The organism is Vibrio satsumensis (assembly GCF_050337435.1).
Taxonomy (GTDB): domain Bacteria; phylum Pseudomonadota; class Gammaproteobacteria; order Enterobacterales; family Vibrionaceae; genus Vibrio; species Vibrio satsumensis.
On the sequence record NZ_JAKJSX010000023.1, the window covers coordinates 1 to 23739 of the forward strand.

21 protein-coding genes, 2 tRNA genes, 1 rRNA gene and 1 riboswitch are annotated in these 23739 nt (G+C 45.8%); of the genes, 14 read left to right on the forward strand and 10 right to left on the reverse strand.

Translation table 11 applies throughout. The annotated features are described in order from the left end of the window. The first annotated feature begins 179 nt into the window (after positions 1 to 179). The 11 genes from rrf (at position 180) to thiH (ending at position 9167) form a co-directional block, all read left to right on the forward strand. A 5S ribosomal RNA gene (gene rrf, locus L4C44_RS22155) occupies positions 180 to 295 on the forward strand. Between the two features lie 67 nt (positions 296 to 362). Next, a tRNA-Asp gene (locus L4C44_RS22160) sits at positions 363 to 439 on the forward strand. A 59-nt stretch (positions 440 to 498) separates the two neighbouring features. Further along, positions 499 to 575 (forward strand) — tRNA-Trp (locus L4C44_RS22165). Positions 576 to 888: 313 nt separating this feature from the next. Then, positions 889 to 2271 carry a multicopper oxidase family protein gene (locus L4C44_RS22170; protein WP_428805716.1) on the forward strand — a complete coding sequence of 461 codons (1383 nt, stop codon included), beginning with the start codon at positions 889 to 891 and terminating at the stop codon, positions 2269 to 2271. Between the two features lie 100 nt (positions 2272 to 2371). Next, positions 2372 to 2755: a fluoride efflux transporter CrcB gene (crcB, locus tag L4C44_RS22175; protein ID WP_017069597.1), complete on the forward strand. Its 384-nt coding sequence runs from the start codon at positions 2372 to 2374 to the stop codon at positions 2753 to 2755. Between the two features lie 62 nt (positions 2756 to 2817). Beyond that, a riboswitch (TPP riboswitch) is annotated at positions 2818 to 2916 on the forward strand. A gap of 129 nt (positions 2917 to 3045) precedes the next feature. After that, positions 3046 to 4995: a phosphomethylpyrimidine synthase ThiC gene (gene thiC / locus L4C44_RS22180; RefSeq protein WP_428805717.1), complete on the forward strand. Its 1950-nt coding sequence runs from the start codon at positions 3046 to 3048 to the stop codon at positions 4993 to 4995. Then, positions 4995 to 6287, forward strand: coding sequence for a thiamine phosphate synthase (locus L4C44_RS22185; RefSeq protein ID WP_428805718.1), 1293 nt, complete (start codon positions 4995 to 4997; stop codon positions 6285 to 6287). Before thiC ends, L4C44_RS22185 begins: the two co-directional genes overlap by 1 nt. Next, complete coding sequence (locus tag L4C44_RS22190; protein WP_428805719.1) at positions 6277 to 7059, forward strand: HesA/MoeB/ThiF family protein; 783 nt, start codon at positions 6277 to 6279, stop codon at positions 7057 to 7059. Before L4C44_RS22185 ends, L4C44_RS22190 begins: the two co-directional genes overlap by 11 nt. Further along, positions 7056 to 7265 (forward strand): sulfur carrier protein ThiS, encoded by a 210-nt coding sequence (thiS, locus tag L4C44_RS22195; protein ID WP_017103333.1) that lies wholly within the window; start codon positions 7056 to 7058, stop codon positions 7263 to 7265. The genes L4C44_RS22190 and thiS overlap by 4 nt, the downstream gene beginning before the upstream one ends. Positions 7266 to 7267: 2 nt before the next feature. Beyond that, positions 7268 to 8032, forward strand: coding sequence for a thiazole synthase (locus L4C44_RS22200; RefSeq protein ID WP_428805720.1), 765 nt, complete (start codon positions 7268 to 7270; stop codon positions 8030 to 8032). 7 nt (positions 8033 to 8039) lie between these two features. Next, positions 8040 to 9167 carry a 2-iminoacetate synthase ThiH gene (thiH, locus tag L4C44_RS22205; RefSeq protein WP_146491430.1) on the forward strand — a complete coding sequence of 376 codons (1128 nt, stop codon included), beginning with the start codon at positions 8040 to 8042 and terminating at the stop codon, positions 9165 to 9167. Positions 9168 to 9303: 136 nt separating this feature from the next. Here thiH and L4C44_RS22210 read toward each other — a convergent pair whose 3' ends face one another. Together L4C44_RS22210 and L4C44_RS22215 are read right to left on the reverse strand one after the other, a co-directional pair. Continuing rightward, on the reverse strand, positions 9304 to 11094 hold the full coding sequence (locus L4C44_RS22210; RefSeq protein ID WP_210447894.1) for an aminopeptidase P family protein: 1791 nt from the start codon (positions 11092 to 11094) through the stop codon (positions 9304 to 9306). A gap of 122 nt (positions 11095 to 11216) precedes the next feature. Continuing rightward, entirely contained in the window at positions 11217 to 12158 is a 942-nt protein-coding gene (locus L4C44_RS22215; protein ID WP_146491428.1) for a LysR family transcriptional regulator, read from the reverse strand. Between the two features lie 101 nt (positions 12159 to 12259). Between L4C44_RS22215 and L4C44_RS22220 the strand changes: the two genes are divergently transcribed. Both L4C44_RS22220 and tsrA read left to right on the forward strand, forming a co-directional pair. After that, positions 12260 to 13459 carry a multidrug effflux MFS transporter gene (locus tag L4C44_RS22220; protein WP_210447893.1) on the forward strand — a complete coding sequence of 400 codons (1200 nt, stop codon included), beginning with the start codon at positions 12260 to 12262 and terminating at the stop codon, positions 13457 to 13459. Positions 13460 to 13561: 102 nt separating this feature from the next. Then, positions 13562 to 13843 carry an H-NS-like global regulator TsrA gene (tsrA, locus tag L4C44_RS22225; RefSeq protein ID WP_009848181.1) on the forward strand — a complete coding sequence of 94 codons (282 nt, stop codon included), beginning with the start codon at positions 13562 to 13564 and terminating at the stop codon, positions 13841 to 13843. 67 nt (positions 13844 to 13910) lie between these two features. Here the strand turns inward: tsrA and L4C44_RS22230 are convergent, their stop codons facing one another. The 4 genes from L4C44_RS22230 to L4C44_RS22245 all read right to left on the reverse strand — a co-directional run bounded on the left by L4C44_RS22230 (position 13911) and on the right by L4C44_RS22245 (position 16320). Further along, positions 13911 to 14369: a DoxX family protein gene (locus L4C44_RS22230; protein ID WP_146491426.1), complete on the reverse strand. Its 459-nt coding sequence runs from the start codon at positions 14367 to 14369 to the stop codon at positions 13911 to 13913. Position 14370: 1 nt separating this feature from the next. Next, positions 14371 to 15138, reverse strand: coding sequence for an HvfC/BufC N-terminal domain-containing protein (locus L4C44_RS22235; protein WP_428805721.1), 768 nt, complete (start codon positions 15136 to 15138; stop codon positions 14371 to 14373). Then, positions 15135 to 15995, reverse strand: a complete 861-nt coding sequence (gene bufB / locus L4C44_RS22240) for an MNIO family bufferin maturase (protein ID WP_285955200.1) — start codon at positions 15993 to 15995, stop codon at positions 15135 to 15137. The genes L4C44_RS22235 and bufB overlap by 4 nt, the downstream gene beginning before the upstream one ends. A gap of 64 nt (positions 15996 to 16059) precedes the next feature. Further along, on the reverse strand, positions 16060 to 16320 hold the full coding sequence (locus L4C44_RS22245) for a BufA1 family periplasmic bufferin-type metallophore (protein WP_060983713.1): 261 nt from the start codon (positions 16318 to 16320) through the stop codon (positions 16060 to 16062). A 264-nt stretch (positions 16321 to 16584) separates the two neighbouring features. On the opposite strand from L4C44_RS22245, the gene uvrD reads away from it, so the two are divergent. After that, positions 16585 to 18759: a DNA helicase II gene (uvrD, locus tag L4C44_RS22250; protein ID WP_146491423.1), complete on the forward strand. Its 2175-nt coding sequence runs from the start codon at positions 16585 to 16587 to the stop codon at positions 18757 to 18759. A 187-nt stretch (positions 18760 to 18946) separates the two neighbouring features. On the opposite strand, the gene tpx is transcribed toward uvrD, so the two are convergent. From tpx to L4C44_RS22270, 4 genes are all read right to left on the reverse strand, one after another. Further along, the gene (gene tpx, locus L4C44_RS22255) at positions 18947 to 19444 is read right to left on the reverse strand and encodes a thiol peroxidase (protein WP_050635162.1); all 498 of its coding nucleotides are present in this window, start codon (positions 19442 to 19444) and stop codon (positions 18947 to 18949) included. A 784-nt stretch (positions 19445 to 20228) separates the two neighbouring features. Continuing rightward, entirely contained in the window at positions 20229 to 21986 is a 1758-nt protein-coding gene (gene ggt, locus L4C44_RS22260; RefSeq protein WP_428805722.1) for a gamma-glutamyltransferase, read from the reverse strand. A gap of 91 nt (positions 21987 to 22077) precedes the next feature. After that, the gene (locus tag L4C44_RS22265) at positions 22078 to 22740 is read right to left on the reverse strand and encodes a LysE family translocator (protein WP_146491421.1); all 663 of its coding nucleotides are present in this window, start codon (positions 22738 to 22740) and stop codon (positions 22078 to 22080) included. Between the two features lie 98 nt (positions 22741 to 22838). After that, positions 22839 to 23633 carry a helix-turn-helix transcriptional regulator gene (locus L4C44_RS22270; RefSeq protein WP_428805723.1) on the reverse strand — a complete coding sequence of 265 codons (795 nt, stop codon included), beginning with the start codon at positions 23631 to 23633 and terminating at the stop codon, positions 22839 to 22841. Positions 23634 to 23739 lie beyond the last annotated feature (106 nt).

Consider the following 23739-nt stretch of genomic DNA (forward strand, 5'->3'; position numbering starts at 1 on the left):
TAGGCAGGGTGTGTAAGTGCTGCGAGGCATTGAGCTAACCTGTACTAATTGCCCGTGAGGCTTAACCATACAACACCCAAGGGGTTTTGTGGACTCAAAGACAGACCTTGAATGAGTTTGAAGAGAAACTTTTATAGCTCTATTAAATAGAGAAGCAGCTTTCCGAATTTTAAAATTTGCTTGGCGACCATAGCATTGTGGACCCACCTGATTCCATGCCGAACTCAGAAGTGAAACACAATAGCGCCGATGGTAGTGTGGGGCTTCCCCATGTGAGAGTAGGACATCGCCAGGCTTTAAATTAAATCTTTAGGTTGACCAACCTGGAGATATGGACGCTCACTTAGTGAGTTGACCACTGCGGAGTGGTAGTTCAGTTGGTTAGAATACCGGCCTGTCACGCCGGGGGTCGCGGGTTCGAGTCCCGTCCACTCCGCCACTTATTCGATAACCTCGCCTAGTGCGAGGTTTTTTCGAATCTGAAGTAATGAAAGTTTTAGGGGTGTAGCTCCAATTGGCAGAGCAGCGGATTCCAAATCCGCGTGTTGGGAGTTCGAATCTCTCCACCCCTGCCATATACTAAAGCCTCAGCAGAAATGCTGGGGCTTTTTTACGTCTGTTGCTTCTGAAAAGTAATGTTGGGATAGCTAGGCGCCCCTGGCATATTTAAGGCTCCAGACTACGCGTCCCCGCAGAAAACTTGGAATCTTTTTGCTTTCTATTTATTCGATAATTCCTATCTTTAACAGAACTTAGCCTTAAAAGTGTAAGTGCTTACTTATCTCAGCTTCTTTTATAAACAATCGATAGCACAAACCAAACTTCTTTATGAGAATTATTCTCAATATTTTGTTACATTTTGGTCGTTATTACTAAAAGGCAACAAATATGGATATTTCCCGTCGTAAGTTTATTCAATCATCTCTCGCTATATCTGCACTAACCGTCCTGCCGGCTTGTTCAATGAAGCAGTCTGTTGATGAGCAAGGAAAGTTCGTTTATGACTTAACTGCTGAGCCCTCAATTGCTGAGTTGGTAAAGGGGTTTAATACTAATGTTTTAGCCTTTAATGGACAGATTCCAGCGCCGATTATTCGCTGTCGACAAGGCGAAAAGGTAACGATCCGATTTACCAACAAGCTTTCAGAACCGACGACAATTCATTGGCATGGACTGAGAATTCCAATCGAAATGGACGGGGTTCCTTTCTTAAGTCAGCCTCCTATTATGCCCGGTGAAACGTTTGTCTATGAGTTTACCCCACCAGATGCGGGTACTTTTTGGTATCACCCACACATGAACAGCGTTAAACAACTGGGTATGGGCTTAGTCGGCCTTATTATTGTTGAAGAGAGCGCGCCAGTTCAGTTCGATGAAGAGCATGCTCTGATGCTTAAACATTGGCATATCGACAAACAAGGTCAGTGGAAAGACTTAATGATTCCCCGCCTCAGCGCTCGTATGGGCACGCCAGGAGAGTGGAGTAGCGTTAATGGAGTACATGAACCTATCTATCAATTGAAGCAGCATGCAACGACTAGGCTCCGTATCGCTAATGTTGATAACACGATTACCTATCCGATTGCTATTGAAGGGGCAGAAGCATGGGTCATTGCCATTGATGGTAACCCTGTAAAGACACCTTATAAGCTGACTCAACATAAAATTGGCCCAGGTATGCGTGTCGACCTTGGGCTGATTGCTCCTAAGGTGGGCGAGCAAGTGAGTGTCCTTCAAATGAAGGGGCGTTTTCCGTTCTCCTTGTGTGAGTTTGAGGTTGTAGATTCAACGTTAATAGAAGGCCAAACACTTCCTTCATTGCCTCTGAATCCCGTGCCTAACTTAGATCTCGCCAACGCAGAAGAAATCGATTTTGTGTTTGAGTGGGAAGGGGCGGTATCACCAGTATCTAAAGATGGTAAGTCCATGCCTAAGTTTTGGCTTACTAATAAGCGAGCATGGGAGGGAATGAGCAAAGACAATATTCCAGAGCCGTTGGCGACTTTAGAGTTAGGTAAGACTTACATATTCGATCTTAAGAACGTCACTCAATATCATCACCCGATTCATATTCATGGTCATACATTTACTGTATTGGAACTTGATGGTAAAAAAATTGAAGAACCCTTCCATACCGACACTGTGTTACTTGGGAAAAATGGTCGAGCGAAAGCTGCGTTTGTTGCAGACAACTCTGGACGTTGGATGTACCACTGTCATGTCATTGAGCACATGAAAACGGGACTAATGGGATATATTGAAGTTAAGTGACACCTGTAACGTTTAATTTTTGCGCATGCATTCTTAGTTTCTACCCTCGCTTTTATCGGCGGTAAAGCTAGAATATAGGGACTGTTATTTGGGAGGATTCATGGGTCAGCTATCTATTTTAGGTTTTATTGCCATTGGTGGCGCATTTGGTGCTTGTTCGCGCTATTTGATTTCAGAGTTATGTGTAGTAATGTTAGGGCGTGGCTTTCCTTACGGTACGTTGACCGTTAACGTGATCGGCTCTTTGATTATGGGCTTGCTCATCGCCGCATTCGAAAATGAGATGATTGCGACTGAACCATGGAGACAGATCATTGGCCTCGGTTTCCTTGGAGCACTGACTACGTTCTCTACATTTTCGATGGATAACGTGCTTCTTATGCAGCAGGGCGCTTTCTTTAAGATGGGGCTTAATGTGTTGCTCAACGTGGTTCTCAGTATTTCAGCAGCATGGATCGGCTTCCAACTTTTGATAAAGTCTTAAAACTTTCTTACGATTTGTTAACAACTCGGCTTGGTTTATCCAAGCCGTTTTTATATACTCGATCGAACTTGTCGGAGTGCCATATGGCTGAGACCGTTAACTCGGGATCCGTTGAACCTGATCAGGCTAATACCTGCGAAGGGAACAAGAGTAGATATCTAACTAGAATCCTTCTAGAGATCTATCTCCAGATCACAACTGTATTTCTTACCGTGATCCCTCTTGTAGCATCTAATCCGTCAAGCATTTTTATCCCAATAAATAATGGCTAAAAGCCAAGGAAAAATGCTATGTCGAGTCGTAAACAAGCAAGACTGGAAGCGAAGAATTTCATTGATTCTTTATCCGTACAACCCTATCCAAATTCAAAAAAAGCTTACATCCAAGGATCTCGAGAAGATATCCAAGTCCCTGTGCGAGAAATATCACTCGCAGATAGCCTTGTCGGTGGCACCAAAAAAGAGCCTGTATTCGAATCTAATGAGCCTATTCATGTCTACGATACCTCCGGTGTTTATACCGATCCTACGCATGAAATAGACCTTTATAGCGGCCTTCCTAAGTTGCGAGAGCAATGGATTGAAGAGCGTGGCGATACGGAATTGCTCGATGATGTAAGCTCTGTTTACACCAAAGAACGTTTAGAAGATGAAACCCTAGACGACCTTCGTTACGGAAACCTGCCTAGAATTCGTCGTGCTACTGGCGACCAATGTGTAACTCAACTGCATTATGCTCGTCAGGGTATTATCACTCCTGAGATGGAGTATATTGCGATACGCGAGAACATGGGACGTCAGAAGTTTGCTGACGAACAACTTAATCACCAACACCCTGGCCATAACTTTGGCGCCAACCTACCTAAAGAAATTACCCCTGAGTTCGTGCGTAAAGAGGTCGCTGAAGGCCGAGCTATCATCCCTTCGAACATCAACCACCCAGAATCAGAACCTATGATTATTGGCCGCAACTTCTTAGTGAAAGTGAACGCCAATATCGGTAACTCTTCAGTTAGCTCTTCGATTGAAGAAGAAGTTGAGAAGCTAGTATGGTCGACTCGCTGGGGCGGCGATACCGTAATGGACCTTTCCACTGGCCGTAATATCCACGAGACTCGTGAATGGATCCTACGTAACAGCCCAGTGCCGATTGGTACGGTACCTATGTACCAAGCGCTTGAAAAAGTGAATGGCGTTGCAGAAGACCTTAACTGGGAAGTGATGCGCGATACCTTGATTGAACAAGCTGAGCAGGGTGTTGATTACTTCACTATCCACGCAGGTTTGCTGCTTCGTTACGTACCTATGACGGCTAAACGTGTGACTGGCATTGTCTCTCGTGGGGGCTCTATTATCGCGAAATGGTGTCTTGCACATCACCAAGAAAGCTTCCTATACACACACTTCCGCGAGATCTGTGAGATCTGTGCGAAGTACGATGTTGCCCTGTCATTGGGTGATGGTCTACGCCCGGGTTCTATTGCAGATGCCAATGATGAGGCTCAATTCTCGGAGTTACGTACTTTAGGTGAGTTGACTAAAGTCGCTTGGGAATACGACGTGCAGGTGATCATTGAAGGCCCAGGACATGTACCAATGCACCTAATCAAAGAGAACATGGACGAGCAGTTAGAACACTGCCATGAAGCGCCTTTCTATACTTTAGGTCCATTGACGACAGATATTGCCCCTGGTTACGACCATATTACCTCTGGTATTGGTGCGGCCATGATCGGTTGGTACGGCTGTGCGATGCTTTGTTATGTAACGCCTAAAGAGCATTTAGGCTTACCAAATAAAGAAGATGTGAAGACCGGCCTGATTACATACAAGCTTGCTGCACATGCTGCTGACCTTGCGAAAGGGCACCCGGGCGCACAAATTCGAGATAATGCATTATCTAAAGCACGTTTTGAATTCCGTTGGGAAGACCAATTTAATCTAGCTTTAGACCCTGAAACGGCACGTTCTTTCCATGATGAAACTCTGCCACAAGAATCCGGTAAGGTTGCTCACTTCTGCTCAATGTGTGGACCTAAATTCTGCTCGATGAAGATCTCTCAGGAAGTCCGAGAGTATGCGAAAGATACCGAACAAGTAGCCGCGGATCAGGCTATCGAGATTAAGATGCTAGATAACCCGTTGGAAGGGATGCGTCAGAAATCACAAGAGTTCCGTGATACTGGGTCTGAACTTTACCACCCTGCAGTAGGTGCAAAAGATGCTCAATTAGAGGAATAATGACAGTGAAGATACTCATCCCATCTCAAAATATTGAGTTAACGGGAGAGGTGCAGAACTGTCTATTGGTTGCTAAGCGACAAGGCTTGGCAACCGATGCAGTTGAGTTGGGTGTAAGCCCAACTCAATACTTCTCTATCGTTGACACTCAGCATGCGTTATCTATTGGCTTCGCTCATGATGTTGATTCATTGGCGAAGTGTCAGTTGGCGGAACTGAACCATGTTGTTGATTACAGTAATTCAGTCGCGCTAACTGACGTTTGTGATGCCTTTACACAAACTCCGAATACCATCTACATCGGTGCCTCAGATGATTCAGCTGTGTTAGATATCTGGTCACACTTATATGCTAATCGTGCTATCAAGAGTGAAACTACAACTCATCACGATTTAGATAGTCGTGGTCACTTCGCTTGGTTACTTTCTTTGTTGGCGCTGGAATTCCCATTAGAAGATGCACTGGTTTTAGCTCGCGCAGCATCCAATGTTTCACGTGGAACATGGCCAGCACATTACCAAAACTTTCCAATTCCAGTTCTTGAAGATCAACGATTGGATATAAGCGTTGGTTGGGCTAATCAAGGGACAGTGCTTTCTTTTCCTGAGCTGAGTAAGAGTAGCCTCGGTTTATACCCTGTGGTTGATGATGTTGAGTGGATCGAAAGGTTGCTCAAGCTTGGCATCAACACTGTTCAACTACGTATTAAAAACCCTCTGCAAGCGGACTTAGAACAACAAGTTGCGCGATCAATCGAGCTTGGTCGAGAGCACAACGCTCAGGTTTTTATCAATGATTATTGGCAGCTTGCACTCAAGCATGACGCGTTTGGTGTTCATTTAGGGCAAGAGGATATTGAAGAATCAAACCTCTCACAGTTGAGCCAAGCAGGTATTAAGGTCGGTCTCTCAACTCATGGCTATTACGAGTTGCTCCGCATTGTTCAAATCAACCCAAGCTATATTGCGCTGGGACACATCTTCCCAACAACAACTAAACAGATGCCATCGAAGCCTCAGGGTTTAGTTCGTTTATCTCTGTATCAACAGCTGATTGATACTATCCCATACACAGAACAATTCATCGGTTATCCGACGGTTGCTATTGGCGGTATTGACCAATCAACAGCCGAGCAAGTGTGGGAGTGTGGGGTCTCGAGCTTGGCGGTGGTACGTGCTATTACATTGGCGGAAGACCCACAGAAAGTGATCGAATTTTTTGAAAAACTGATGGCATCTAAATCTCCAACTCTTAAGGAAGAGGTTATGCAGGAGCCTAGCTATGCTGAGTGACTTTGAATTCATTCGTTATCAACGACAAATTGCGTTACCTGAAGTGGGTGAGCAAGGGCAACGCAACCTACTAAATAGTCATGTGTTGTTGATTGGTTGTGGTGGCTTAGGTAATACCGCGGCTCTTTACCTTACTGCTTCTGGTGTTGGGAAGATCGTGCTGGTCGATGATGATTGTGTAGATTCATCGAACCTGCAACGACAGGTCGCGTTCAGGGAAAATCAGTTAGGTTCGCCTAAGGTTGAAGCGTTGAAGCAACAATTGAGTGAGCTCAATGGTCGCAGCCAAGTAAGAACCATCAATCAACGAATGAGTGAAAGTCAGCTTGAGCTTGAAGTGATGCTAGCTGACTTAGTGTTGGACTGTACTGACAACTTCGAGTCACGCCAGCAGGTTAACCAAGCATGTTTCAGCTCGAAGACCCCTTTGATTTCTGGTTCTGCAATTGGCTGGAAAGGCCAGTTTATTGTATTTGATTATCAGAATCAGAAAGGGTGCTATCACTGCTTGTTCCCGTTCAGACATAATCCACAAACGACTCGTTGTAGTGATAGCGGAATCATAGGCCCAGTTGTTGGCACCATAGGTAACCTTCAAGCTTTGGCTGCCATTCAACGTCTAACTCGTGGTGAGTTTCAGGTCGCAACACATCAACTCAAACTGTTCGATGGCCAGACGATGAACTGGCAAAACCTAATAGTCACTCAAGATAGTGAATGTACTGTGTGCAGTGCGTCCGTAGTTAAGCATTTAGAAGAAGAAATCCAATGAGCCATATAACGATCTCGATAAACGAACAATCAGAACAAGTAGCACACTCGTCGTCTCTAGCGGACATTATCCAAGCTCTATCATTACCTGATCTAGGTTGTGTGTTTGCAATCAATAATGCGGTTGTCCCGCGTAGCCAGTGGCAACAAACAGTCGTTAATGAAGGCGACGCTATATCTCTTTTCCAAGCCATTGCAGGAGGCTAACCATGTTAACTATCGCTGATAAGACGTTTCAATCACGTCTGTTCACTGGAACCGGCAAGTTCGCAAACAAGCATTTGATGGCGAGTGCTATCGAAGCTTCCGGTTCTCAACTGGCAACCATGGCACTAAAGAGAGTCGATATTCGTTCTGAGCAAGATGATATTTTACAGCCAATTATTGATGCTGGCGTTAATCTACTTCCGAATACCTCTGGTGCGAAGAATGCAAAAGACGCCATCTTTGCTGGGCATTTGGCTCGTGAAGCGTTGGGCACAAACTGGCTCAAACTGGAAATTCACCCAGATCCAAAGTACTTGATGCCAGACCCTATTGAAACGCTTAAAGCCGCTGAGCAACTGGTTAAAGATGGCTTTGTTGTGTTGCCTTATTGCCACGCCGACCCTGTATTGTGTAAGCGCTTAGAAGAGGTTGGTTGTGCTGCTGTGATGCCACTCGGTGCACCGATTGGTTCCAATAAGGGTATTGCGTCTGCAGACTTCTTAGAGATCATTATCGACCAAGCGAATGTCCCTGTGATTGTTGATGCGGGCATTGGTGCTCCGTCACATGCAGCACGTGCAATGGAAATGGGCGCAGACGCAGTGTTAGTGAATACCGCGATTGCTGCTTCTCAACAGCCTGTTGAAATGGCGATTGCTTTTAAGTTGGCAGTTGAAGCGGGGCGTATGGCTTACCTCGCTGGACTTGCAGGAAAAGTGTCTCATGCGGTTGCTTCAAGCCCGTTAACTTCATTCCTAGACGAGTAGTATTGCTATGACGTTTGTTGATCGATTTAAACAACTCAACTGGGATGACATTGGTATGTCCATCTTTAGTAAAACGGCGGCAGATGTTGAACGTGCTCTGAGTAAACCCAAACGTGACTTAGAAGATTTTAAGGCTTTAATTTCTCCGGCAGCAGAACCTTATTTAGAGCAGATGGCACAACAATCGTTGGCGCTAACACGTAAGCGGTTCGGTAATACGATGTCGCTTTATATTCCTTTGTACCTTTCTAATCTGTGCGCTAACGCGTGCACGTATTGTGGTTTTTCAATGGAAAACCGTATCAAGCGCCGCACGCTTACTTTGGATGAAATTGATGCTGAAAGTGCGGCTATCAAAAAGATGAAGTTCGATAGTGTTTTGTTGGTCACCGGTGAACATGAAACCAAGGTTGGGATGAATTACTTTCGACAGGTGTTGCCGAATATCAAAAAGCAATTTAACTACCTTGCGATGGAAGTGCAGCCACTTGGTCAACAAGATTACGCTGAACTTAAAACTCTCGGTTTAGATGCGGTGATGGTTTATCAAGAGACCTATCAACCAAGGACCTACGCTGAGCATCATCTACGTGGCAATAAAATGGATTTTGAATATCGTCTTGAAACCCCTGATCGCTTGGCAAAGGCGGGTATTGATAAGATAGGTATTGGTGCTTTGATTGGTTTGGAAGATTGGCGAACCGACTGCTTCTTTGTTGCTGCTCATTTAGATTACCTGGAGCGTACTTATTGGCAGACACGTTACTCGATTTCATTCCCACGTCTTCGCCCGTGTGAAGGTGGGGAGTCTAGTGGAGGCTTACAGCCTAAGTCGGTCATGAACGATAAACAGTTGGTTCAGCTTATCTGCGCATATCGACTCTTGAATCCTGAGGTCGAGTTATCTCTATCTACTCGTGAGTCGGCAACCTTCCGCGATAACGTGTTGCCGCTAGGTATCACTAGCATGTCTGCTGCGTCAAAAACTCAACCGGGCGGTTATGCTTCGGGTGAGGAAGAGCTTGAACAGTTTGAGATAAGTGATGAGCGAAGTGCGGCTGATGTTGAGGCTATGATTCGTCAACGCGGGTTTGATCCAGTGTGGCGCGATTGGCATAGCGCTTACTCAGGCTAATTAACATCTTGGCTGATGTTCCACGTGAAACATCAATGATGTGAAATCGACAAACAGAAACGGCTACCTAAGGGTAGCCGTTTTAATATCTAACTGAGCCAACTAGTTTTGGCTCAGTTACCTGTCTAGCGCGGCATTAAGCGTGAGCAAGTGGTGTTGTTGATTGGCGTAACCATTCCAACGTATCACCTTCAACTAATGGACTGACATCGTTCCATACTTTCTGGTGGTAATCGTTCAGCCACGCAAGTTCAGGTCGTGTCAGTAAATCGACGTTGATGTTGCGCTTATCGATAGGGCAACGTGTTAGCGATTCAAACGTTAATACGGAGAAGTCACCTTGAGTTGGTAGCTCAACAACCAATTCTAGGTTCTCGATACGAATACCAAACTCATCAGCACGGTAGTAGCCCGGCTCGTTTGATAACACCATGCCTTCAACAAGAGGTACGTCGATAAGCTTCTTAGAGATGCTTTGCGGACCTTCATGAACACTTAGGAAGTGACCAACACCATGGCCAGTACCGTGGTCGTAATCGAAGCCTTCTGCCCAAAGGTGCTGGCGCGCTAGGATATCCAGTTGGAAACCACGAGTGCCTTGTGGGAAACGAGCTCGTGCGATACCGATATGACCTTTCAGTGCGAGAGTGAACTGCTGAATCATTTCGTCGCTTGGTTGGCCAATCGCGATAGTACGAGTGATGTCGGTCGTACCATCTAGATACTGGCCGCCTGAATCGACTAGGTACAAAGTATTCAGTTCTAACTGACCTGGTTCAGGTTGGTTCTCGTGGTTGTAGTGACACATAGCTGCATTTCCGCCTGCTGCAGAAATCGTATCAAAACTTAGGTCCATCAGCGTCGGGTCTTGCTCACGGAATGATTGTACTTTGTCAGCCAATACCGCTTCGTTGTGCAGGTTACCTTGCGCGACTTCGGCATCAATCCAAGATAGGAATTTCGCCATAGCAACGCCATCACGAATATGACACGCTTTCATGCCCGCGATTTCAGTTGCGTTCTTAGCGGCTTTTGGCATTAGACATGGGTCTGCTGCTTCAATGATATGAGCGCCAGCGTTTTGTAGAACCAGTGTGTACCAAGCATTGCTCGTGCCTGAATCGACAGACACATTATTTCCTTCTAGAGACTGAAGACGTGCTTCAAGTTCTGATGGGTGAGAAACGCGAATACCATTACCAACGTGAGCTTCAAAGCCTGCCGGGATGCGTGCTGGGTCTAGGAAGAAGTCGACGCTTTCATCGGCGTGGATGATCGCGTTGGATAACACAACAGGTAGGCGAGATACGTCCAAGCCACGAATGTTAAGCAACCAACATATTGAGTCAAGCTCGGTCAGGATAGCGGCGTCCGCACCTTTTGCTTTTAGTAAGCCAGCGATCTCAGAGCGCTTACTCTCACTTGATTGACCAACGGCATTTGTTGCCATTAAGCGCACATCAGACACGACAGGCTCAGGGCGATCAGACCAAAGCTCATCAATTGGATTCGAAGAGAGTGTCGTTAGCTCAACTTTCTCTGCTAGTTTTGCTTGTGCGCCTTTCAACCAAGCTGCGGTGTGCATGCGTGGGTCGAATGCAACCTTACTGCCTTGTGGCAATGAATTGATGATCCAATCTAAAGCCGGCTCTTCAATAAGGTGGCGATACTCAAATAACTCCGCTGGTACTTGCTTACGAACCTGAACGGTGTAGCGACCATCAACAAAAATAGCAGCAGTTTCACGAGTAATAACAGCGGCACCTGCAGAGCCAGTGAAACCTGTTAACCAGTGAAGTCGCTCGTTATGAGTGGGAACGTATTCACCTAGATATTCGTCTTCGTGTGGAATGATAACGGCATCTAGGTTGTTTGTTTTAAGCCAAGCTCTAACCGCAGCAACGCGTTCAGCAGTGATATTGTGCATCTGTCTTTATCCTTATTGTTAGGGTCCTTGTTAACACTCACAGTCGATATACCTATGAGGGGACTTATTAGGTCAATAAGCTAGCGCTTTTGTTCGTTTGCTGCAAACGCTGTACGCCATTTTTATCTAAGGTGCAGAGTTTTTTCTTTGATGATATCTCGCAGCCAAGTTAAGGCTGGGTCATTTTCTCTGTCACGGTGCCAAAACAGAGTGTATGCCATTGGCGGGAATTCCATTGGTAAAGGAACAACCACCAAGTCGAGTTGCTTGGCAACGAGGTAAGTAAAGTGGCTTGGTGCCGTAAACACAAAGTCGGTGTAGGTGCACAGGCTTGCAGCGCTATTGAAATCTGGAACAGAAATAGCGATATCACGTTGATGGCCAAGATCAGCCAGTTTGTAGTCTAGTAACCAACGATCATTACCATCACATCTTACTTGTACATGACGTTGTGCAAGGTAGGTTTGCAGATCCCATTTACCGCTCAGAGCAGGGTGGTTGCGTCTTAATACACACATCTGTGCATCACGGTAGATCTCCTGTTCGCAAATATCATCTGGCGGCAGCATGGTTAAACGCGCGTCGTTGATGTCGATGTCTCTACCTGTGAGTCCGATATCGAGCTCACCTAGCTGTAATTTCTTAAAGGTTTGCTCAGTCCAAGCGTGGGTGTTGATATTCACTTTAGGGGCTTGTCGAAATATAGCCGGTAAGAAGTGGGGAAGAATCAGCGGGTACACACTTTCAACAGCCGCAATGTGAAAACTGTGGTCACTGTTGTTGGGAATGAAGGTCTCAGGCTGAGTGATCAGATCAAGTTGGTTGATCAACGTTTCTAACCGAGGCTTAAGGAAAACAGCTTTCGGTGTTGGTCGTAGGCCATGAGCACTTCGTGTAAAAAGGGGGTCATTAAATTGTTCACGAAGCTTGGCTAGCGACTTACTCACCGCTGACTGGCTCAAGCATAATCGATGTGCGGTGCGAGTGACACTCAGCTCTTCCATCAGTACCTGCAAGCAAACCAATAGATTGAGGTCGAGGCGTGATAGTTTCTCGATATTCATGTGAGTTTCCTATTTGGAATAATGCTAATGAGTATATGCCATTTTTGTTCATATCTTTAGTTGGTTATTATGCACCTAAATTAACTCATTCGGAGAATCTTGTGCCTTCTAACGCGCTTCCAACCCCTAGTAAACTGCAGGTTGCTTTATTGGCAATGCTGGTTCTATTTAGCCCTTTGGCTATAGATATTTATCTTCCAGCTCTGCCACAAATTTCAACAGCGTTTCACGTGGAACACGCATTAGCACAAGATACGATTACTTGGTTTTTATTCGCCATGGGTGTCGGGCAATTATTTGCAGGCCCTTTGGCTGATAAGTTAGGACGTCGAACCGTTGCATTGGGAGGTGTTAGTATCTATGCATTGAGTGCTTGCTTGGCGTGGGCAGCTCAATCGATTGATATGATGCTAATAGCTCGGCTGCTACAAGGCTTAGGAGCTTGTGCGACTTCTGTAGCAGCCTTTGCGACGGTTCGCGATCTATTTGGCCCGGAGAAAAGTGGCCGTATGATCAGTTACCTTAACGGTGCAATTTGCTTTATTCCTGCGCTGGCACCGATTCTGGGTGCTTGGTTAACTCATCAATTTGGTTGGCGTTCGAACTTTAGTTTTATGGCAGGCTTCGCAGTCGTTGTTGGCACTATCTTATTCTTCCAAATGAAAGAGTCCAACCCTGCGACAGAAAAGGTTGCGGTGTTCAAGCTTGAGCGATACTGGTCAGTATTGAAAACACCATCATTCCTTTTCCACGCAACCTTGTGTCTGATGGCGATGGCGGTCATCCTAGCTTATGTAACCTCGGCACCGGTTGTGTTGATGGAGAATCTAGGCTTGACCATGAAAGAGTTTACTTTCTGGTTTGGTGTTAATGCAGCCATCAACATCGTAGCTGCGTTTACTGCACCTAAATTTATGGACCGTTTTGGTACCTATAAAGCACTGGTCGTTGGTATCTCAACGCTAGGTTTAGCGGGCGTGATTATGTTAGTGCTTGCAGAACACGCTAGCCCAATCGCATTCATGCTGCCAATCTTCTTATCTTCAGTGGGCTTTGCTTGGATTCTCGGTGCCGCAGCTGGTAAGGCGCTTGAACCTTTTGGTGATCGTGCGGGTACCGCAGCTGCGTTGCTTGGCTTGTTCCAGATGAGCGGTTCAGGATTACTTGTTGGTACCATGCAGCGTCTTGATTTAACGTCGCAAGTGATGATTGCGCTGCAAATGTTCCTTATTGTTCCGGCATTATTAGTGCTTGCGAGCAAAGCAGGTAAGTCGTGGCACACGACGTTTGCCAAGGCGTAAGTCTCAAGGGTGACAAAATATACAAATGGCGGTTTGCGAAACGTTAAAACATGGTATATTTGTCACTCATTGAAACGTTAGTCCCCAACGGAAAATACTGTAATGTCATTAACAACCTACGAAATGGCGCGCGTCTTAGAACAAATGGAAGATGCACCTGAAAAGGTCATGTTTGGTAAACTGCTTAAAGAGCTAGGCAACCAAAGTGAAGAGCGTATTCGCAGTGCGGCAAAACAAGTTCCAATCGATACTTTACGAGACATCATTTACCAATTTCAGCGTGTGGTAGAGTCTCGTAAGGGTGAGCAGGTTCAGCTACTAGCAAAAGAGCTAGCCGAGCAAGGTATCTCTGCTGAAGAGCTACAAGCTTTTCTGAATAAGTAATCTTATCCCAGTTAAAAAGAAACCACTCAATTGAGTGGTTTTTTGCGTTTTGGGCCAGTGATGAGGACTAGTTGCTAAATTGCTTTTTTAAGATTCTATCCAATGAAAATGGTCCTGGTCCCCACACGACAACGATAAGAATCATTAATCCCCAAAGCTGATGATCGTAGAAGCCTTGCGCCCACAATACAGGGTATGACACAACGGCAATGATATTGAAAACGAACAACACCGCAGCCATAGGTCGTGTTAATAAACCGAGCGCTAAGAACACCGGCAGAATTAACTCAGCGGCGGTACCCATGTAAGCCGCTAATTCCCAAGGTAGCAGTGGCACTTGGTATTCCAACTCAAACAAGTAAAGCGTGCTATCCCAGGTTGCTATCTTGGTGAGCCCAGAGTTAAAGAAGACCCACGCCACCCATAGGCGGCAAAACAGAAGTAGGACAGGAACAAAAAGTGCCTGTGATTTCTCAATCAAATTGTCGTATTGAGCCATCATGTTCGTGACTGTGTTGTTATCCATATTATGTCTCCAATTCGGCATCGATTGAAAAACCTGAGATGACGTTAAGCGCCATGACAGTATTCAGATGTTGTAGTAGTGAAGGGTCAATCTCAGCGAGCGCTTGATCCGATTGCAATTCAGTTAATAGTTGGTGGCATTCTTCTGTCAAACAATGACTCTCAACCTGTGAATTCTCAGCTCGGATTAACACCCCAAATTCAGGTTGGTTGATGTCTAACCCGTCGAGCTGTTGCTGATAAATCGCATGTTCAAGCGCGATAATCGTGTAACTAGAATGAATAAGTGTTATTGAATCTTTGAGATGAAAGACCAAAGCGCCTTGTCGTTCTTGTGGTACATCTGCTAGACAAGAAAGAGGTCTCTGGTCGACATGTGCTTGTGACGTACACCTTATCAAACTGTCTTTCTGCCATTCATACAAAGCCACTTCACCGAGATAAGGTGCAGCCTCAATAACGGCAGGAAAGGCTTTGATAGTCTGTTCAAAATGTTCACCGTAACCACTCACATCACCAGAAGTAGATGGATAACTTAAGACATGTTGACGAGCCATCTGTTGGAAGCACTCTTCACCAACCAGCATTTCAGTAAGTGGATAGGTTGCTGCCAGTACTTCGCTTAAGCTGATCACAAAGTTATTACGATAAATCTGGATTCGTTGCTCATCAGTAAAATGGTCGCTCACTATGTCGCAATGTTCACCATTATTTCGGTAGCGCAGGGCGTTCGCAAACTCTGATTGAACATCTGCTAGGGAGTGGCTCATGATGCGCGACTCCTTTGGTTGAACTTGTCGTGTTGATACAAGATGTCACTGGCTTTAGTTGCTTCAGCCAATAAAACTTGTGGCTCTGGGATATCGAGATCCCACTCAATCAAGGTATGGCGCAAACCATGTTGTGCTACCCAGTCAGTGTAGAGTTTCCACACTTCGTCACAGACAGGTTTACTGTGTGTGTCTATCCAGATCTCACCTTGTTCAAGCTTCTTTTTGGTAAAACCTGCCAAGTGAATCTCTTCCACTTTGTCTGCAGGTATTCCGCTTAAGTACTCTTCACAACTAAAGCCATGATTAAAAGATGAGACGAAAATATTATTGAAATCGAGCAGTAGGCGACACTCAGTGCGCTTTTGTACCTCAGCCAAAAACTCCCACTCAGGGATGGTTGAATGCTTGAAGGCTAGATAACTCGATGGATTTTCAATCAGCATCGGGCGTTGCAGGCTGTCTTGAACCTCGATGACATTACGGCAAAAGACTTCTAACGCCTCTTCGGTATAAGGCAGCGGCAGCAAGTCATTGAAGTAATGACCGCCAGTCTGACTCCAGCTGAGATGATCAGAAACCAAGAAGGGGTCGATATCATCAATCAGATCTTTTAACTGCAGTAAGTGATTTGGGTTGATGCGCTCAACAGAACCGAGAGACAACCCAACACCGTGGCAACTTATGCTGTGTGCGTTACGAATTTCTCTGAGTTGTTGGCGTTGCGGTGATTGAGCTAAAAAGTAGTTCTCGCTGTGAACCTCTAACCAACTCACTAGAGATGGATTTTGGCTAAAGAAATCTAAGTGCGGTGTTCTAAGGCCAACCCCTGCATTGGGGTGAAGAGTTTGAGTCACAACGGTTCTCCTAATTGGAAGTGGAGGTGAGCTGAATGTCAGCCCACCATACTAAGCAGCTCAATTATGATGATTGGGTGCTACCACCTGATAACTTGCCACATAGTCCTTTAGGAACGACTACGAATGCATCTGATTGGTTGTCTTCTTTTGCTGTACCTGCACATGAGCTTGTTTTGGTTGCACAATCATTTTGGCCAGCTTTTGCCACGCCGTAGCATTTTTCTTTCGCTGCTGCTTCCGCAGGTGCTGATGTAAGAACTGCACCGCCGAACGCTAGTACACTTGTGATTGCAGCTGTAACAGCAAGATTAGAATTTTTCATAGTCTTTCCCTCTAGGACTTAATAGTATTTTTATATCGCAGGTTAATAAGTTGTTAACTTGCTTACTAAAAAGGATAGGAAGAACTCGGAAATAATTTCACTGCATTATAAAAAATATCAATATTAATGATGTGTTAGCTATTAAGTTGCTGATTATATGATGTTATTTTTTGATTGTTTTTTCTTCTTATTATCCTAAACGCAGCCTAGTGTTTAGGTTATAATCAGCTTTTATGTATAAATACCCAGTAGTGAGCATATCCAATGATAGATCCTTCGCTTTTACTCGATGGCCTAAACGATAAACAACGTGAGGCGGTCGCAGCACCTTTAGAAAACCTACTTATTCTGGCAGGTGCTGGCAGTGGTAAAACGCGAGTGTTGGTGCATCGCATCGCTTGGCTGCAAAGCGTAGAGCAAGCATCGCCGTTCTCTATCATGTCGGTTACCTTCACCAACAAAGCGGCAGCAGAGATGCGTGGTCGTATTGAAGAGTTGATGATGGGCAGCTCTTCAGGTATGTGGAACGGCACCTTCCACGGTATCTGTCATCGTATTCTTCGTGCTCACTACCTCGATGCAAAACTGCCAGAAGACTTCCAGATCATTGACTCAGATGATCAGATTCGCTTACTACGTCGCTTAATCAAGGCGCAAAACCTTGATGAAAAGCAGTGGCCAGCCAAGCAAGCTTCTTGGTGGATCAATGGCAAGAAAGACGAAGGGCTGCGCCCAAGTCACATTGACGCCTACCATGATCCAATAACTCAAACGTGGTTAAAGATTTACTCTGCTTACCAAGAGGCATGTGATCGTGCTGGCTTGGTCGACTTTGCTGAGATCTTGTTGAGATCGCATGAACTATTGCGCGATAAGAAACACATCCGCGAGCATTACCAAGCTCGTTTCAAGCACATTCTTGTCGACGAATTTCAAGATACCAACAACATCCAATACGCTTGGTTACGTATGATGGCAGGCCCGGATTGCCGTGTGATGATCGTGGGTGATGATGACCAATCTATCTATGGCTGGCGTGGTGCGAAGATCGAAAATATTCAGAAGTTCTTGGATGAATTCCCAGGAGCTTCGACGGTTCGACTCGAACAAAACTACCGTTCAACCAAAACCATTCTACAGGCGTCGAACGAGCTTATCTCGAACAACACTGAACGTATGGGTAAAGAGCTGTGGACCGATGGTAACGATGGCGAGCCAATCTCTGTGTACTCAGCATACAACGAGCTCGATGAAGCGCGTTTCACGGTCAGCAAAATCAAAGAGTGGCAGGAGAAAGGCGGCGCGCTAGAAGATACGGCAATGCTTTATCGTAATAACGCCCAATCGCGTGTTCTTGAAGAAGCGTTGATTCAAGGTGGTCTGCCTTACCGAATCTACGGCGGCATGCGATTCTTCGAGCGTCAAGAAATCAGAGATGCTTTGAGCTACATGCGCCTAATGAGTAATCGCAGTAATGATGCTGCGTTTGAGCGTGTGGTTAATACGCCAACGCGTGGCTTGGGTGATAAAACGTTAGAAACGATTCGTCTTGCAGCTCGTGATCGTGGTGCAACCATGTGGGAAGCAAGTGTTGCTTTGATAGAAGAACAAGTGCTCCCCGGTCGTGCTGCGGGTGCATTGAGTCGCTTTATCGAGCTTATTAATGCGCTTGAAGATGATACGCTAGAACTTAGCCTGCATGAACAAACCGACCATGTGATTAAGTCGTCGGGTCTATTTGCGATGTACGAGCAAGAGAAAGGCGAGAAATCGAAAGCGCGTATTGAGAACTTGGAAGAATTGGTAACTGCAACTCGTCAGTTCGAGAAGCCAGAAGAAGCAGATGAAATGAGCATGCTAACGGCATTCTTGACTCATGCAGCTTTGGAAGCGGGTGAAGGTCAGGCTGATGAGTTTGATGATGCGGTTCAGTTAATGACCCTGCACAGTGCCAAAGGCCTAGAGTTCCCAATAGTATTCATGGTTGGCGTTGAAGAAGGCATGTTCCCAAGCCAGATGTCTGCAGAAGAAGCGGGGCGTTTAGAAGAAGAACGTCGCTTGTGCTATGTAGGCATGACCCGTGCGATGGAGAAGCTTTATATCACTTACGCTGAGATGCGTCGCTTGTACGGTCAGGACAAGTACCACAAACCATCACGCTTTATTCGTGAGCTGCCAGAAACCTGTTTGGATGAAGTTCGTATGAAAGCGCAAGTGAGCCGTCCAGCAAGCAGTGGCCGCTTTAGCCAAACCGCCGTGAAAGAGAACTTTAACGAAACAGGGTTTAGTTTGGGTTCTCGCGTTAAGCACCCTAAGTTTGGTGAAGGCACTATCATCAACTTCGAGGGAAGTGGCCCGCAGAGCCGAGTTCAAGTCGCGTTTAACGGTGAAGGCATCAAGTGGTTAGTAACGGCTTATGCTCGTTTAGAACAGTTGTAATTTGCTACTTCAGCATGTAGAAAATAGTTCGATATCTGAAACTATTCAGCATTGAAAAGTAATCCGTATAAAAAACAGAAAGAGCAGCCAATGGCTGCTCTTTTTTATTGCTTGGTACTATGCTGAATCGGCTGAATCGGCTGAATCGGCTGAATCGAGCTTAAGGTATTTCTGCATAAAGTAGGACTTACAGTGCTGCAAGTGCCGCTTCGTAGTTTGGTTCTTCAGTGATCTCTGCAACCAACTCGCTGTGTGTTACCACACCTTTTTCATCAACAACGACAACTGCGCGTGTTGTTAGGCCTGATAGTGGGCCTTCAGCGATCGCTACGCCGTAGTCTGATGCGAATGCAGGAGAACGGAAAGTTGAGGCGTGTTGAACGCCTTCAATGCCTTCTAGTTCGCAGAAGCGACCCGCAGCAAACGGTAGGTCAGCAGAAATACAAACAACAACCGTGTTCTCAAGCTCTGCCGCTTTTGCGTTGAACGTGCGTACGCTCGTTGCACAAGTGGCTGTGTCGATGCTTGGGAAGATGTTTAGAACCACTTTCTTGCCTTCAAGGGAAGCAAGAGTCAGTTCAGAAAGATCGCCTGCAGTCAGTGCAAAACTTGGTGCCTGTTCGCCAGTTTGTGGGAATGTGCCCGTTAGCGGTACAGCAGCGCCTTTGAAGGTAACGTGTGACATGAATTTGTCCTTAGTTTAATTATGGTTATGAAACTAGTTGAGCCTAGTTCGACTTACGTTACTCGGAAGTGGTTAAGAAGTGAATGCTTTAAATGTCAGAATTGCAATCAAAGGTCTTTGATTTATTTGTTTGAGAGAGGAATAAATGAAACGACAGATAAAGAAAAACCCCGAGAGCTTGCGCTCATCGGGGTCTATAGTCTTACTCGCAGCAATCCGGCTACTAAGTGTGCTCCATGCATCAAATCCATGATAGTGTGCTGTTATCCTTCAGCGTATTCCTTTCGTCGCCTTCCTAGCGGTGTCCTTGATCTTATCCTGATCTGCCAACAATCCTCGTTAGCGCGCGTCACTTGTTCCTTGAGCGGTGTCCTTTACATCATCCTGATGTTCAGTCCTTTCCTCGTCCAGAGGTGTCCATTGTCTTTCCTTAGTAGCAACCATCCTAGTTACTATTGCGTCCATTCAATGTCCATTTCGCTATCCATGCCGATTATTCATCCTGAGTAATCGAATCTTCATCCTGAAGATAACCAAGTCCTTGGCGTTTCCTGTTCCGTGTCAGCATCCTTCCGACACCACTCATATTACCGATTCCTTATTTATCAGCAATGGTGCATAAGCGCATTTCTATATAATTATTTGAATGATAAACGTACGTATTGTTTAATTTCAATTGGTTACAGTGTATGGGTGCTTAATTTCGCAGTTAAATATCGATATTTACTCACTGCCTTGTGAGAGATCTCGCACAAGGCAGCGAGTAAAAAGGGAGAATTATTCCCTACTGACCAATGGCTGCACCTTCACGACGAGGGTCTGCAGCGCCTTCTAGACCATCTTTTGTGAGACGAATAGCGTGTAAACCGGAGTTAAGATCGCGAACGTTGACCTCAAATCCCATCTTTTCTAGCTCAGGTTTGAAGTTTTCCGCTGATGTTCCTTTTTCCAAATCTAAGGTTCCGAAACGGTTTAGGAAGTGTGGTTGGTTGATCGCTTGCTGAATATCCATGTCCCACTGGGTATGGGCAATGATTGCTTGTGCCACGTAACCTATGATTCGACTGCCGCCCGGAGAACCAATCGCCATGTAAGGCTTATCGTCTTGCATGATTATGGTGGGTGCCATTGAAGAGCGTGGACGCTTGCCCGGTTCAAGTCGGTTGGCGATAGGCTTACCATCGTTGTGCGTCTTGAATGAGAAGTCCGTTAGCTCATTGTTGAGTAGGAAGCCTCTCACCATCAAGCGTGAGCCAAAGGCATTCTCAATGGTGGTAGTCATCGAAACGACATTGCCATCGCTATCAACAATATTGAAGTGGCTGGTGGACGGCAGTTCAATAGATACATCTTGGCTGCGCAGCATTGCGTGATCCCACGGCGGGGTGCCTGATGGCGCACTCTCTAGTGCCTTACCTGCGGTAATTAACTGGGCACGTTCCTGCAAATAGTCAGTATTCACTAACCCTTGAGTTGGCATTGGTACGTAATCTTGGTCTGCCATGTACATCCCGCGGTCTGCAAAGGCTAGGCGAGAAGCGTCCGCTAACACTTGCCAAGATCTCGCATCGTTAGGCCCCCAGGATTTGAGGTCAAACTGCTCGGTCATCGCTAAGATCTGTCCAACCGTTAATGCGCCTGAACTTGGTGGTCCCATTCCACAGATATCGTAACTCTCATAAGCGGAACAAACCGGTTCACGTTGCTTAATTGAATACGCATCGAAGTCTTTTTGTGCCAAGACGCCCGGGTTACCTTTAGCCGTTTGCACAGTGTTGATGATGTCAGTAGAAATCTCGCCTTGATAGAAAGCCTTAGCACCATCCTTTGAGATAGCGTTTAACGTTGCAGCGTATTCTGGGTTCTTAAGTAGAGTACCTGCAGTTTTCGGGCTGCCATCGGCATTGAAGAAGTAGGCTTTAGTTGTCGCAAAGCGGCTTAGTCGCTCTTGGTCATGTTCAATCAAGGTCGCTAAACGTGGACTAATAGTAAAACCTTCTTCAGCCAGCTGAGCAATAGGCTTAATCAGTGATGCCCATTCGAGCTTGCCGTACTTCTGGTGAGTGTCCCACAGCAATTGGACTGTTCCCGGTGTAGCAACAGAGCGACCACCAACCACAGCTTCGTAAAACTTAAGCGGTTGTCCGTTTTCGTCTTGGAATAGACGTGGTGTGGCATCAAGTGGTGCAGTTTCACGGCCATCGTAGGTTTTGAGTTGCTTGTCCTTGCCATCAAAATAAACAAGGAACGCGCCACCACCAATACCTGACGATTGCGGCTCAACTAAGCCAAGCATCAGTTGCACGGCAACCATGGCATCAATCGCGTTACCACCACGAGCAAGTACATCGGCAGCTGCTTGGGTCGCAAGAGGGTTGGCCGCGGTGACCATCCAGTCGTTAGCTTTTACGAGTTGTTTGGTTTCTAAACCACTACTTTGTTCGGGAGCGACGGAATCGGCAGCTTGATTTGCCCAACTGACGTGAGAGGCAAAAAGTAGGGTAGAAGTGGCGAGGGTTGTTAGTTTTGTTTTCCACTGCATGATCTTCTCCTTTTCATATGCAGAGCTAGATTGGCAGTGGAAAGATAAGATAGCCAGTGCGTTGTTAACGAATTGTAATCTTGATTCGAATTTAAGCGATTAGACCAGACAGCGACTGCCAAAGAATACTGACGCCAATTAGGCTGAATACCACGCCACATAAGCCATCAATGTAGACCGTCGCTTCACTCAGCTTCTTTTGTAGTGCCTTCGTAGAAAGCATCCACGCTAATAGAGAGAACCAGAACAGTGATAGGCCGAACAGGATCAGCAGTGCAAACCCTTTGCCTGAAAGTGACATGTCGGCAGGCACTAAGCTTGACATCAAGCTGATAAAAAACACCAAAGCCTTTGGGTTGAGAATATTGGTCGCAAACCCTTTCGAAAATGCCTGACGCTTATTCGTGAGAATCAGATCTTTGGAATTGACGGTATCGGCGTCATCGTCGTGGTTCTGAATGAGTTGCCAGGTTGCTTTTAGTGCACCGTAGCCTAAATACAGCAAGTAGCTACCGCCAGCCAATTGGATAATGGCAAATATGGTTGGTTGCTGGTGGACTAGATAACTGATTCCCGTCAGGCTCAGCAATGAATGCAGTAAAATCCCACAAGATAGGCCAAGCGCGATGTACAAGCCTGTTTGTCTGCCGTGACGCGTCGCATTTTGCACGACTAACGCAAAGTCAGGGCCGGGGCTCATCAAAGCGATGAAGTGGATTGAGGCGAGGGTGATCAGTATGGTGACTTCATTCATGTTAGTTCTCAATAACGCTGCCGCTATTTTTAAATAAGTAATCGTATTGAGCGTAGCTTACCGTGATTTGAAATCGAGCAATTGTAAATTATCAACACTTAGTTGATTTGTGAGGGCGGGACGCCGAATGTAGTTTTGAATGCTTTGGAGAAGTGTGCTTGATCATAGAAGCCCACTTGGTACGCGACTTTGGTACCACATATCCCAGATTTAATCAGGCGCATGCTCTGCTCCATACGTAAGCGGCTCAGCCATGCGTATGGCGTGATGCCCATTCTGTTTTTAAAGTGGCGTTGGAATTGAGTTGTGGTTAAGCCGCACAGCTTAGACAGTTGTTCTAATCGCACTGGCTGATCCAAATTTGCCATCAAATAGTCTTTTAGCGTATCAATCGATTGATTACCCAATTTGATGTCGCTCTTGGATCCAAATTTCGCATAACGATCGACAATCGTCGAGAATCCCTCGAATGGTAAGCAATCTTGAGCGAGTTGGCTGATGTTTTGATTGATTAACAGACCGTGTAGGTTGCGTAATTGTGAAAATGCAGCTTGATCGGAGAGGATTAACTCAGAAAAGCCTAATGTGTGACCATTTTGCTTGGGATCGGCAAGATCTTGAAACCACTGGGGAGAAACTGCGAACACGCTGACTTGATAACCCGAATCGAGTTTGGAATGCCCATCATGCAGTTCATCGGGTGGCATGATGACAACTTGGCCTGCGCCAACATGATGGCTAGTCCCTTTATAGGCGAATTTTTGCTGCCCTTGGGTAATTAAACCAATGTGAAAGTCCAAATGATAGTGGCGCTGAAAGGCAAACTCTTGGTATTGAGCTTGGATCAGGCTGATATCATCTGTTGGGGTGGAGTAATAGTGGACTTTATCCATGGTACAAAAAAGCTTGGTTAAATAGTCATCAATTCAACCAAGCTTATCTTCGTATTTCGAAATTGTCTTGTAAAAAACGATCAGTGCTAGTGGTTTCTGACTGAGT